This is a genomic window from Providencia sp. SP181, assembly GCF_050446505.1.
GTDB classification, from domain to species: domain Bacteria; phylum Pseudomonadota; class Gammaproteobacteria; order Enterobacterales; family Enterobacteriaceae; genus Providencia; species Providencia vermicola.
The window spans coordinates 19,781-32,891 of record NZ_JBBPXM010000010.1; the positions used below are offsets into that span (position 1 = coordinate 19,781).

At 37.5% G+C, this 13,111-nt stretch carries 10 protein-coding genes; 5 read left to right on the plus strand and 5 right to left on the minus strand.

Translation table 11 applies throughout. The features are described from left to right. Positions 1–25 precede the first annotated feature (25 nt). Positions 26–889 carry a pantoate--beta-alanine ligase gene (panC, locus tag AABS66_RS16135; protein WP_272681760.1) on the plus strand — a complete coding sequence of 288 codons (864 nt, stop codon included), beginning with the start codon at positions 26–28 and terminating at the stop codon, positions 887–889. Positions 890–1,252: 363 nt separating this feature from the next. Further along, entirely contained in the window at positions 1,253–1,633 is a 381-nt protein-coding gene (panD, locus tag AABS66_RS16140) for an aspartate 1-decarboxylase (RefSeq protein WP_206082959.1), read from the plus strand. Positions 1,634–1,748: 115 nt separating this feature from the next. On the opposite strand, the gene AABS66_RS16145 is transcribed toward panD, so the two are convergent. Together AABS66_RS16145 and AABS66_RS16150 are read right to left on the minus strand one after the other, a co-directional pair. Further along, entirely contained in the window at positions 1,749–2,519 is a 771-nt protein-coding gene (locus AABS66_RS16145; RefSeq protein ID WP_206082960.1) for an ABC transporter permease, read from the minus strand. Continuing rightward, entirely contained in the window at positions 2,516–3,457 is a 942-nt protein-coding gene (locus tag AABS66_RS16150) for an ABC transporter ATP-binding protein (protein WP_206082961.1), read from the minus strand. Before AABS66_RS16150 ends, AABS66_RS16145 begins: the two co-directional genes overlap by 4 nt. A gap of 257 nt (positions 3,458–3,714) precedes the next feature. Here AABS66_RS16150 and can point away from each other — a divergent pair, with 257 nt between their 5' ends. Next, on the plus strand, positions 3,715–4,371 hold the full coding sequence (gene can / locus AABS66_RS16155; RefSeq protein ID WP_206082962.1) for a carbonate dehydratase: 657 nt from the start codon (positions 3,715–3,717) through the stop codon (positions 4,369–4,371). A 412-nt stretch (positions 4,372–4,783) separates the two neighbouring features. Then, a complete protein-coding gene (locus tag AABS66_RS16160; protein WP_430225173.1) occupies positions 4,784–8,938 on the plus strand; it encodes a filamentous hemagglutinin N-terminal domain-containing protein in 4,155 nt (1,384 codons plus the stop codon). Between the two features lie 70 nt (positions 8,939–9,008). Here AABS66_RS16160 and hpt read toward each other — a convergent pair whose 3' ends face one another. Both hpt and cueO read right to left on the minus strand, forming a co-directional pair. Further along, complete coding sequence (hpt, locus tag AABS66_RS16165) at positions 9,009–9,545, minus strand: hypoxanthine phosphoribosyltransferase (RefSeq protein WP_206082964.1); 537 nt, start codon at positions 9,543–9,545, stop codon at positions 9,009–9,011. Positions 9,546–9,672: 127 nt separating this feature from the next. Continuing rightward, on the minus strand, positions 9,673–11,322 hold the full coding sequence (cueO, locus tag AABS66_RS16170; protein ID WP_430225174.1) for a multicopper oxidase CueO: 1,650 nt from the start codon (positions 11,320–11,322) through the stop codon (positions 9,673–9,675). A 240-nt stretch (positions 11,323–11,562) separates the two neighbouring features. Here cueO and AABS66_RS16175 point away from each other — a divergent pair, with 240 nt between their 5' ends. After that, entirely contained in the window at positions 11,563–11,913 is a 351-nt protein-coding gene (locus tag AABS66_RS16175; protein WP_206082966.1) for a YacC family pilotin-like protein, read from the plus strand. Positions 11,914–11,981: 68 nt separating this feature from the next. Here AABS66_RS16175 and AABS66_RS16180 read toward each other — a convergent pair whose 3' ends face one another. Continuing rightward, positions 11,982–13,022: an AbrB family transcriptional regulator gene (locus AABS66_RS16180; protein ID WP_206082967.1), complete on the minus strand. Its 1,041-nt coding sequence runs from the start codon at positions 13,020–13,022 to the stop codon at positions 11,982–11,984. Positions 13,023–13,111 lie beyond the last annotated feature (89 nt).

A 13,111-nucleotide genomic window follows, 5' to 3' on the forward strand; every position in this document is an offset into this window, starting at 1 on the left:
TGACTCATATATAAGGACGACTTGTATGCTTATCGTTGAAACGGCACTGATACTTCGCCGCGAAATTCGCCGTTGGAAACAAGAAGGCAAACGCATCGCACTTGTCCCAACGATGGGAAATTTGCATGATGGTCACTTAACGCTGATTGACCAAGCCAAACAGCAAGCTGATATTGTTATTGCGAGTATTTTTGTTAACCCAATGCAATTTGATAGACAATCAGACCTCGCAAATTACCCTCGCACACTGCAAGAAGACTGTGAAAAACTCAAACGTAAGGGCGTAAATTTAATTTTTGCACCCTCTTCGCAAGAATTCTACCCTGACGGTATGGAAAAACAGACTTTTGTTGAAGTGCCTGAGTTATCAACGATGTTAGAAGGTGCAAGCCGCCCTGGGCATTTTAAGGGCGTAGCTACAGTTATCACAAAGCTGTTTAACCTCGTTCAGCCTGAAATTGCCTTATTTGGTGAAAAAGACTATCAACAACTGCAATTAATTCGTAAATTAGTTAATGACTTATCTTTTGATACCCAAATTATCAGTGTCCCAACAGTGAGAGCCAAAAATGGTCTAGCACTGAGCTCTCGTAATAACAATTTATCTGCCGATGAGCTAAAAACCGCACCTATGCTGTATCAAATTATGCAACAAGCGGGAGAAAAATTAGTAATTGAGCCAAGTTCATCTGACGATATTATTGCCGACATGAATAACAGCTTACGTGAAGCAGGTTTTACCCCTGACGAGCTGTTTATTCGTGACGCAGAAACATTATTGCCACTTAGTGATGCAAGCAAACGTGCTGTAATTTTAATGGCTGCATGGTTAGGTCAAACCCGTTTAATTGACAATTTACAAGTTGACCTGAAACGCGATATTAAATAAAACAATAAGACTTATAATACTTTCACAGCAACCATCTTGCTGCGTTGATAATCCAGTTACGACTTACATTGCACGTAGCCAACAACGCTGCAGTTTGAAGGCATGATGATTTCTTCAAAGTCATTCAGATTGCAGCTAGGCGGCAAGTAAGTGAGTTCCTGGGAACATACATAAGTATGTGACTAGGGCGAATGCACGTAGCCAACAACGCTGCAGTTTGAAGGCACAATGAATTTCTTCAAAGTCATTCAGATTGCAGCTAGGCGGCAAGTAAGTGAGTTCCTGGGAACATACATAAGTATGTGACTAGGGCGAATGCACGTAGCCAACAACGCTGCAGTTTGAAGGACGAAGAAGAAAAAAATGTTAAGAAAAATGTTACAAGGCAAACTCCACCGAGTCACTGTCACTCAGGCTGACCTCCACTACGAGGGTTCTTGTGCTATCGACCAAGACTTTATGGACGCTGCGGGTATCCTTGAATACGAAGCCATTGATATTTATAACGTTGATAATGGTGAACGCTTTTCAACTTATGCTATTTCGGGGGAAAGAGGCTCGCGTATCATTTCCGTTAATGGCGCTGCTGCTCGTCGTGCTGCGGTGGGTGATAAGCTGATCATCTGTTCATATGTGAATATGAGTGATGAAGATGCTCGCACTCACAAGCCAAACGTCGCTTACTTTGATGAAAATAATGTGATGAGCCGAATTGCAAAAGCAGTCCCTGTACAAGTGGCTTAGCCCGTAACTTACATATTTAACTAACTGATAATTATGTTATTTAAATATAAAAAGCTGCTTTTGCTATATTGCATAGCAAAAGCAGCTTTTTCATACAGAATTCAATCGTCCATTCTTAGCTTCTAAGCCCTCTACCCTGCTCAATTAAATACCAGGTCAGTAAATAGAAAACGACTAAGAAAATCATTAGTACTCCAAGTGTAATTGCAATTGACACATCTGCAATACCAAGAAAACCATACCTAAACCCGCTAATCATATAAACGATGGGGTTTAACTTTGACACGGCTTGCCAGAATGGAGGCAATAACGATAAGGAATAAAATACCCCACCCAAGTAAGTTAAGGGTGTTAGTACAAACGTTGGTACAATACTAATATCATCAAATGTTTTTGCAAAAATCGCATTTAATAGCCCAGCAAGTGAAAACACAATCGCTGTGAGCAATAGTGTCACCACGACCATAATCCATGAATGCACTTGTAGTGGAATAAAAAACAAAGAAACCAATGTGACGAGGAAACCAACTAAAATTCCTCTCGCAACACCACCACCAACAAAACCAGCGATAATAATATGCGTTGGAACAGGCGCAACAAGTAATTCTTCAATATTTTTTTGGAATTTTGAACCAAAAAATGATGAACAAACATTCGAATATGAATTGGTAATAACAGCCATCATAATCAGACCAGGAACGATAAATTGCATATAATCTACCCCTCCCATATCACCAATTCGTGAACCAATTAAATTACCAAAAATCACAAAATACAGCGACATGGTGATCACGGGTGGTAATAATGTTTGTATCCAAATACGGCCAAACCGAGTGACTTCTTTTATCCAAATAGTTTTTAATGCAACCCAGTATAATGAGATCATCTTGTTATCTCCTTTTCGGTCGCATTACTTTCTTTTTTGACTAAACTAACAAATAATTCTTCCAAACGATTTGCCTTATTACGCATACTTAAAATTTGGATACCTTGTTCGCTAAATTGACTAAAGACACTATTTAGCCCCTGCTCTCTCTTTACATCCACTTCAATCGTTGATGTGTCTACCAAACGAGATTCATACCCTAATAATTGTGGTATAGGACTTTTTGGCATTAAATCAAAAATAAAGGTCTCTGACTCTAATTTGCTCAACAACTGTTTCATACTGGTATTTTCAACAAGTTCACCGTGTTGAATGATACCAATATTACGACACAGCATTTCTGCTTCTTCTAAATAGTGCGTTGTTAAAATAATTGTTGTGCCTTGTGCATTCAAATTCTTTAAAAAAGACCACATAGAACGGCGTAATTCAATATCAACACCCGCAGTAGGTTCGTCCAAAATTAATAACTTTGGTTGATGCATTAACGCTCGAGCGATCATTAATCGGCGTTTCATCCCGCCTGATAAATTACGAGCGCGTTCATCACGTTTCTCCCACAAATCCAGTTGCGTCAAATATTGTTCAGCACGTTGGATGGCAACAGAACGCGGGACACCATAATAACCCGCTTGGTTTAGGACAATCTGCAAAACGGTCTCAAATGGGTTGAAGTTAAATTCTTGAGGGACCAACCCGAGTTGCTGCTTCGCAAGTACAACTTGTTTTTCTAAGTCATAGCCAAATACTTTAACTGAGCCGCTAGTTTTATTTACTAATGAGCTGATAATACCGATAGTTGTTGATTTGCCTGCGCCATTAGGCCCAAGCAAAGCATAAAAGTCACCATCTTCAACATATAAGTCGATTCCTCGCAGAGCCTTAACGCCACCTGAATAGGTTTTTGTTAACTGCGATAACTCAAGTGCATACGTCATATATAAAAAAACCCTTTATTCTTAGGACGGTTTGGAGGCAATATACTCTTATGATGCCACTTTTTTCTGCTCTATGTTATGCAGAAAAGAGATAATAGATTTATATAAGATAATTCAATATGTTACTAATTGAGGGTTGTCTTGTCTAAATGAGTGGTTCATTATACCAATGTTGTAATTAGTATAACTAATTATTAATTAATCAATAAATGTTGTATAAGATTTTATCGCACAGTAACACAACTAGGCTATAAGTCATGATGAGAAAAATCGAAGAGCTGTTTGCTAATAATGAAGCATGGTCAGCCTCTGTAAAAGAACAAGATCCTGAATTCTTTAAAGAATTATCAAAAGCACAAAAGCCAAGATTCCTATGGATTGGCTGTTCAGACAGTCGAGTTCCTGCTGAAAAATTGATCAATGCAGCGCCTGGTGATCTATTCGTTCACCGTAATGTTGCAAACTTAGTTATCCATACCGACCTTAACTGCTTATCCGTCATTCAATATGCTGTCGATGTTCTGCAAGTTGAACATATCATCATTTGTGGCCATTACGGCTGTGGTGGTATTGAAGCGGCTGTTGATAATACCGAACTTGGTTTAATTAATAACTGGTTACTTCACATACGTGACATATGGTATAGGCATAGCTCAATGTTAGGCGAACTCAAACCTTGTGAACGCTTAGACCGTTTATGTGAATTAAATGTTGTTGAACAAGTTTATAACTTAGGACATTCTACAATTATGCAATCAGCGTGGAAGCGTGGCCAAAAAGTGATGATCCACGGTTGGGTCTACGGTATTAATAATGGCCGTTTACAAGATTTGCATATTACTGCAGATAGCAGAGAAAAACTCGAACTTTGTTATAGGGAATCTATTGCAACATTAACACAAAAAAATAAATAAAGTTACAAATTGAAAGCTCTCTTATGAGGGCTTTTAATTACAAACATCCTAATTCAGAGTAATAAAAAATAAATAAAAATATAAATAAAAGAAACAAATAAAAATATAAAACAAAATTTAACATTAACAATAATTAAGAGTAAATAAGTAAGTATACAAGCATAAGTAATAACACATACTCACCCCGCCGCAGAGTAAACATTATCAATTGATAATAAAAGAATTAATCATTAAATATACACTTTAACCTGCTTTTATTAAATCCCCAACATTTTGTTTCATAAAAAAACCACAATCTCAATTAAGTATTTTTAAATATACTTATTTTTATTTTCACTCATAATTTATTGGTCATAATAAAATATCATTATTTTACAAATATTAATCTCAAATCATATTTAGGGATATTTCTATGAGTCAGCCTATTCAAATTGGGTCCTATACACCCACGTTAAAGCTAAAACCGATTGTTTTATGTGTTTCCGCCATTTTAGGTATTACTTCTGTCGCTCAAGCAGAAATAATTAATACCAATGGTGCCGGCGTCATGAATAACAGTAATGGTCCAACGATCGTCCATATTAATAAAGCCAGCGATAAAGGTGTTTCTCACAATATATACAGTAAGTTTGATGTTGATAATAAAGGGGTTATTCTAAATAATAGCAAGGATAATGTTAATACCCAATTGGGTGGAATGATTAACGGCAACCTTAATTTATCAGGTGGTGAAGCCTCCGTTATTATTAACGAAGTCAACTCCAATAATGCAACAAACTTAAACGGTATGGTTGAAGTTGCAGGTAAAAAAGCACAAGTGATTGTTGCTAACGCATCTGGAATTACTTGTAATAGTTGTGGATTTATTAATACCGAAAGTACCACACTCACAACGGGTAAACCTATTGTGACTAACGGAGAATTGCTTGGCTATAACGTAGCCAAAGGGCAAATTATCGTTAATAAAGGTTTAACTTCTGATTCCCCTACTGAAATTATCGCGCGTTCAGCGGTGATTAACGGCCAACTAAAAGCAAAAGAGCTCAAAGTCGTCACTGGACATAACTTTGTCGATACTAACGGTGATGTTGTCTCTACTGTTGCAGCTACAGGTAGTAGACCTTCTGTGGGTATTGATGTTTCTGCGTTAGGTGGTATGTACGCTGATAAAATCACCTTAATCTCTACTGAAAATGGAGTCGGTGTAAAAAATAAGGGGATTATATCAGCGGGTGATAAAGGCTTATCGGCTAAATCTGCATGGGTTTTCTCTAATGAGAGTAACAAAATAGAGTCTTCTGGTGATATTAACTTAAACGTAAACACTTTTCATAACAAAGGGTTAGTCAGTGCTAAAAATGATCTTAATATTCTGACGAATGAAACTAATTCTGGATATGTAACCTTTGATAACGATAAAGGCAAACTTATTTCAACCTCAGGTGATATTAATTTACGCACCAATAATACTGTTTTAAACCGTAACGGTGGGAGCATCCAAGCTAAAAATAATATTAATATTAAAACCAATGAGATTCAAAATGGTGGCGGTTTAATCAAAGCCGAGACAGGTGATGTCAATATTGACGCTAGAGGTACAATTTATCAGTGGCGTGAATATTCAAGTGTCAGACCTGAAGATAGAATTATTGCTGGTAGAGATATTAATATTACCGCAGATAGAATTATTAGTGAAAATGCTAAAATTGATGCAGGCAGAGATGTCATTTTAAACACTGTATCCTCTATAGAAAATACTAACTCTGTTATCACGGCTAAACGTAGAATGAGCATTGATGCGAATAGTCTAACAAATAAATCATCATCGATTACTGCCACTAATGCTAAATCTGATTTAAATGTCACTAATTATATTACTAATGACGCAAACTCAGTCATCAGTAGTGGTCGTGGATTAAATATTACATCTGCAAGGCTCACTAATGCAGGTAAAATCATTTCCCCAACTAATGTACCAAATACGGTTCCAACGCCAACCTACGAGTCCAACATTAATGTTAAAGATATTGATAATAAAGGCGGTTTCATTGCTGGCGATAAACTGAGCATTACGTCTGATTTTATCTATAATGACCAAGGTTTTATTGATGCAAAAACACTTGATATCAATGCTAACTATTTAAACAATAACGGTGGATATATTCGTTCATATAACAATATGGCGTTAAATACTCATCAACTAAATAATTATAATTCAAGTAATTTTAGCCGAGTTTCCAGTAAATTTGGGTTAATCAATAAAGTGGGTGGTATTGAAACCTTAAATGGTGGCATTACCGTTACAGGTCATTACCTATATAATAATTACGGGTTATTCAAAAGCGCAGCCCAAGATAGAGCTGTACCTTTGGGTGGTATGGAGTTTAATTTAACGGGTGATTTTAATAATACTTATGGTGAACTAACCAGCGATAATAATATTGCTATCAACACTAAATCACTCAATAATTACTGGGGTAAAATTAACTCTGGCAATAAATTAATCATTAAATCGACAGGTTCCATTAATAATTACTATGGAAAACTATCGTCACTAGGTGTTACTGAACTTTATACCCCTTCAGTTTTAACCTATGATTCAAACGAAACCTATAGTGTTGATGGTACTGGTATCATTTATAGACCTGATGGTCTAAATATTATTCACATCAAAAAGCCTACTGATAAAGGTATTTCACATAATACTTATCAAAGCTTCAATGTGAAAGATAAAGGAGTCATCTTTAATAATAGTAGTTCATTAACCACAACTCAGTTAGCTGGCAATATTAATGGTAATGACAATATAACAGCAGGAAAAGAAGCTCAAATTATTCTTAATGAAGTTGTCGGTAATAGCATCAGTACCATTAATGGTATGATGGAAGTTGCAGGTAATGCGGCTCAAGTCATTGTGGCTAATGCATCAGGTATTACCTGTAATAGTTGTGGCTTTATTAACGCAGAACGTGGGGCATTTGTCACCGGTACACCATTAGTCGTTGCTGGTAATTTAATTGGCTATAATGTTACTAAAGGACAAGTCACTATAAATAAAGCAATATCCTCAGCTGATGCAATTGATTTTATTGCTCGCTCAGTACTTATTAATGGTGATGTTAATGCAAAAGAGTTAAATATCGCTACAGGTAATAACTTATTTGATGCAAATGGTAATGAGTTATCTACACTGACTAATACCAATATCTCTAGTAAAGGGGTGACCATTGGAGCTAATGGGAAATTAAATGCTGATAAAATCAATATTAATTCAGTCGGTTCAGGTTATTTACTTAATAACAATGGTTTAATTAATGCAGGAAGTACGGGATTAACCGTTAATTCGGATTCTATTTACAATACCGCAGTGATCCAATCTGTCGGTGACATTAATATAACATCGACTAGCAACATTGTATTTAATAATAAAAATTCCATTACATCTAGTGCCGGCAATGTTGATATAACATCTAATGGCCAAATGGTAAATCATCCTAGTGCATTAATTAGCGCTTACAAAAATGTCAGTATTAATTCCCTTGATAGCTTTTACGGTAGTGGAAGCTTAGTTAAATCAATCACTGGTAATATTGATTTTAATTTAGCAAAAAGTTTCATTCATTGGAGTGGATATTACAGTAAATGGGGTGCAGATACAGTTATTGCTGCAGGCGATATTAATATAAATGCTGCATCAGCGACTATTGAAAAAGCAAATGTTAGCGCAGGCAGAGACTTTACCTACACGGGTTCTAATTTAAGCATTGGTAAGTCTAGTACTGTGAGTGCTAATCGTCGAGTTATCATTGATACTGACAATTTAAATAATAGTGCTTCCGTTCTTAAGGCTGAAACTGGTCGTATGGATATTACCGCACGAAATGCAATACAAAATGACAGTACCTCAGTAATTAGTAGCGATAAACTGTTAAATATTACAACGCCTAAATTAACTAACACAGGTGTTATCGCCTCAGGAAATGGTAAATCAACATTCCGTGTCGATAATTTGGTTAATACTGCAGGTTATATTAAAGGTTTTAATCTTAACTTTATCTCTGAGTATCTAAACAATACAAACGGGTTGATTAAAGCTGATAATAATATTGTGATGGATACAACGTATGTCTCTAATACTAATTCCTCTAACTTTAGCAGATATGCGACCTACCTTGGCTTAGTACAACAAAATGGTGGAATTATCGCTGAAAATGGCAGTATCAAAATGCAAGGTACCCAATTGAATAATACTTCTGGCATTATTCAAACCAATGCTGTCTTCCCTGCTTCTGGCGAAGCCGATATTAATATTACAATGGGTAATGAAATCATTAACAACTATGCTCAAATAAAAAGCGCAGGAAATCTGAAAGCAACTGCAAATACAATTTCCAACTATAGTGGTTTAATGAATGCAGACCTTGGCTTAACCGCTAAAGCTACGCATTCTATTAATAACTATAATGGAAAAATTAACTCAAGAAATGTCACTACAGTGACAACACCTAGCCTATCAAACACTAACGGGCAAATCTTGGGCAGCAATGTCATCATTAATACCCCCTAAAATATGACTGGTATGCCATAAAACAAAAAGGACAGCTAAGCTGTCCTTTTTTATGGGATTGCCCAGAATATTAATCTTCGAGTAACGTTACATGGCCAATATAAGGCAAATGACGGTACTGTTGTGCGTAGTCGATACCATAACCAACAACGAATTTATCTTCGATTGAGTAACCAATCCATTCAACTGGAACATCCACTTCACGGCGTGATGGTTTATCCAACAATGTGCAAATAGCGACAGATTTAGGGCCGCGTAATTCGAAAATCTCACGAACTTTATTTAAGGTATTACCAGAGTCGATAATATCTTCAACAATTAAAACGTGCTTATCACGAATATCTTCGTCCAAGTCTTTGACAATTTTAACATCACGGCTCGATGTCATCGCATTGCCGTAACTTGAAACAGTCATAAAATCAACTTCATGGGGAACATTAATTTTACGGCATAAATCTGCCATAAAAATGAATGACCCTTTTAATAAACCAACAAGGACTAAATCGCCTTCAAGTGGTTGATAATGAGCACTGATTTTTTCAGCTAATTCGCTGATTCGTTGAGCAATCTCTTCTTCAGAGATCATGACTTCAAGGGTATGTTTCATCTTCAATTACGCATCTATGGGAATGGAAAGCGCGTAATTTTACCATAGGCGAAGCGTAGATACTAATAAAGGAAAATGCAGCAATAACATTTAATGCTGCATTTCGTCCTAAAACTAAAGTATTTGGTTAACTCACTGTAAAACCAAGCATCATTCCTGTGTCTTCATGTTCTAATAAATGGCAATGTGCCATATACGGATGCTCTTTCGTCGCAGGGTGTTTAAATTCCACTAAAATTTCGCTCACCTGCCCTTCAACTTTAACAATATCTTTCCAGCCTTGGCGATGCGGCTCAACAGCCTGGCCATTTTCTTTCAGGATACGGAATCGAGTTCCGTGTACATGGAATGGATGCAACATCATGTCACCACGCCCTGAAACGACCCATATTTCTTGGCGGTTCATTGGCGCATCAAATGCTGGGTGTGTCATTGAGAACACTTGCCCGTTAATAGTATTCGCGTTATGGATATCTAAATCACCAGTCCCTGTGCCGCAATGCCCGCCATTCCCCATGCCACCTCGCATATTTCCACTACCCATATTACCTTGACTCATATTACCATGGTTCATGGTGCCATTGTTCATCATCGCGCCATGATCCATATTGCTCATCATCGCACCATGACCGCCCATGTCCCCCATCGCTTGAGCACCATACTTTTCGCGCAGCATCATCATACCTTGCATGTCTAAACGCATATCCATCATAAGGTGGAAACGGCGGCGATTTAATCCTGCTAAAGAAGGGATTGCAGAAATTGCAGCAAGAGTTGAAGGTAATTTACCTTCACCATTTGTTAATGTAGTTTCGATACGTAAAACAGGTAGAGGTTGGTCAAATGGTGCAATAGTCATCCCCATTTGCCCTACGGGTAATGTCACTAAATCAAATGCACGACCATCTGAAGCATCAATTAGCACCTCAAAACGCTCTCCCATTAAAATCGGTAATTCCGTCAATCCAACTGGCTCAGCGAGTAAACCGCCATCACTGGCAATAACATACATTTTACGACCATCACTCGTTGAAATGTTTAGGCTACGGGCATTACAGCCATTGAGTAATCGTAGGCGGATCCAACCTTTTGGTGCTACGTGTTTCGGGTAAACTGTCCCGTTCGTAAGCATTAAGTCACCAAACCAACCTACCGCAGTGCTCATCACATCTAGTTGGTAATCGATTTGCCCATCATCTTTTAAGCGTTTATCCTGTAAAATAACGGGAATATCATCAACTCCCCAAGCGTTCGGCAAACCATGTTTTGCCGTGTCATCATCTTGAATTAGCACAAGGCCTGCCAGCCCCATCGCCACTTGGTATCCGGTTTTTCCATGAGTGTGAGGATGGAACCAACAAGTCGCTTCGCTTTGATTTACCGTAAAATTTACGTTACGACTGGCACCAGGTTGGATTATCGCTTGAGGGCCGCCATCTTGTTCACCTGAAATTTCTAAGCCGTGCCAGTGAACAGTGGTATCTTCAGGGAGCTGATTCACAATATTAATATTAACACTTTGGCCATTTTTTAAGCTGATTGCTGGGCCGAGCAAATCACCGTTATACCCCCATGTAGTCGTTTTCTTACCAGGGACAAATTGGGATGTTCCTTGCTTGATCGCCAATTGAATATTCCCTTGAGCATCAGGCTCTAGTAACGGGGGAATTGCCAATGTGGGATAGTTTTCAGCCGCTACTGCGATGCGGCTCCAAATAGGCAGCGCACTTGCAGCATATGTGATAGCACTTAATTTTAAAAAATCGCGACGTAACATTGATAACCTTCCTTTTATTATCAAATCAATAATCACTGGCAGAGTATGTTGAGGGAAATTACCCTTTCTCTGCAAAACATGGTTTAATAAAACAAATGATAAAGCCTCCCCTTACAGGAAGGTCAATAAACCCACTCAATAATTATGGGTTTATTACATTCATTTAAGAAAAATATAGTTGACTAACAATTCTATTCTTATGCTAACGTTACTTGACATAGAAACCCGATAGAATAAAGAATGCGCAAATTTATATTAATGATGTCATGCATAATGACTCTGTTAGGGATAACCAATTCTGCCAGAGCTCTTGCCCCTAACGAAGCTGAAGATCTGGCTGATCTGACGGCTGTTTTTATTTACCTAAAATATGACTGTGGGTACTCACAAATTCCCGATAGAGAAATTGAACGCGCTATCGTGTACTTTGCGAAAAGCAATAAATGGGATTTGAGCAACTACAACTCTGAAAAAATGACTCAGCTAAATAAAGAAAGTTATAACGACTTGAAGGGAATACCACTCACACAAGAGTTTAAATGCCAGTCACTCGCACGGGATTCACTTGGCCTTTTCGCCTACGTAAAATAACCCCATGCTCTAAGTCGAGAAAACATGCAAGGATTTAAGTGCATGTTTTCTTCTCCTACTAAGCACATTTATTGCATTTTTTTAGCCCTACGTTCTTGCCAAAATAAAACAACAGATGGAATGCTTTGAATAATCACCATGCGGATAATATGATTCGACATGACAAATCCTGCATCCAAATTCATTGTAATTGCAGCAAAAGTCATCGCTTCCATACTACCTGGCGCCCAAGCAAGTAATAATACCGAAATATCATACCCCGTTAACCATGCTGCAAATACCGTAATCAAGAATGTCAAAATAATATTGATGACGACAACTTGCGCAGAGGAGTAAATATTTTTAATTAATGATGAAAGCGGAAAAACCACAAAGTGATTACCGATATTCATCCCAATTAATACCATACTCAGTTCAGTCAGCATTAATGGGAAGTTTAATGGAATATCAACCCAACTTTGTATTAATGTTGCTGCGGCTAATGATGTGAGCATATAAGGTGCAGGAACTCTAAAACGCTGCAATATCAAGCCTGTAATCACCCCAACAACAACAATGAGCAATAACCACATTGTTGCAGCCAGCGTTAATGAAGGAAACTCGATAATCGGTTGCGGATCGCCATCGCTCCCAACCACAATCCCAGCTAATAAAATTAATATAATAAGGCGAATAGTATGGGAAATAACAATCTTCTGTGGTGGTGTGTGAGTATGGTCAGTTAAGGCCAAAATGGCAGCCATTGCCCCTGGTACAGACCCCAACATAGCTTCTTGTTTTGTCCAGCCAACCTTGCGGTAAAACCAAAAAAAACTAAAGGAAAATTGCACAGCTAGGCACACAACTAACATCAATAACAGCAAGAATAAATTATCAGCCTCATTGAGCGAAACCTGGTTAAACATCAAACCAACCGAGGTACCTAATGTCACTTGAACAAAAGAAATTGTGTGTTTTGGTATAGCAAAAGAAATGCCAAAGCGATGAAAAATGATAACAGCGATAATTGGGCCAAACATCAGTGCAAGTGGGACACCAAGGTAAGTTAGTCCCCCTCCAATCACTGCGCAAACAACGATCCCAATTATCATATTAAATAATTTCATCATACAACATTAACCGTTAAGATTATTTATAGTCTTAATTTATATCATATTATTAATGCCTGATGACCTTAGTTTTCATTTATTTATTATGA

What these genes read in the sequence shown, in the direction of transcription:
- panC (WP_272681760.1), top strand. Translation starts at nt 26, where the DNA reads ATGCTTATCGTTGAAACGGCACTGATACTTCGCCGCGAAATTCGCCGT.
- panD (WP_206082959.1), top strand. Translation starts at nt 1,253, where the DNA reads ATGTTAAGAAAAATGTTACAAGGCAAACTCCACCGAGTCACTGTCACT.
- AABS66_RS16145 (WP_206082960.1), bottom strand. Translation starts at nt 2,519, where the DNA reads ATGATCTCATTATACTGGGTTGCATTAAAAACTATTTGGATAAAAGAA.
- AABS66_RS16150 (WP_206082961.1), bottom strand. Translation starts at nt 3,457, where the DNA reads ATGACGTATGCACTTGAGTTATCGCAGTTAACAAAAACCTATTCAGGT.
- can (WP_206082962.1), top strand. Translation starts at nt 3,715, where the DNA reads ATGATGAGAAAAATCGAAGAGCTGTTTGCTAATAATGAAGCATGGTCA.
- AABS66_RS16160 (WP_430225173.1), top strand. Translation starts at nt 4,784, where the DNA reads ATGAGTCAGCCTATTCAAATTGGGTCCTATACACCCACGTTAAAGCTA.
- hpt (WP_206082964.1), bottom strand. Translation starts at nt 9,545, where the DNA reads ATGAAACATACCCTTGAAGTCATGATCTCTGAAGAAGAGATTGCTCAA.
- cueO (WP_430225174.1), bottom strand. Translation starts at nt 11,322, where the DNA reads ATGTTACGTCGCGATTTTTTAAAATTAAGTGCTATCACATATGCTGCA.
- AABS66_RS16175 (WP_206082966.1), top strand. Translation starts at nt 11,563, where the DNA reads ATGCGCAAATTTATATTAATGATGTCATGCATAATGACTCTGTTAGGG.
- AABS66_RS16180 (WP_206082967.1), bottom strand. Translation starts at nt 13,022, where the DNA reads ATGATGAAATTATTTAATATGATAATTGGGATCGTTGTTTGCGCAGTG.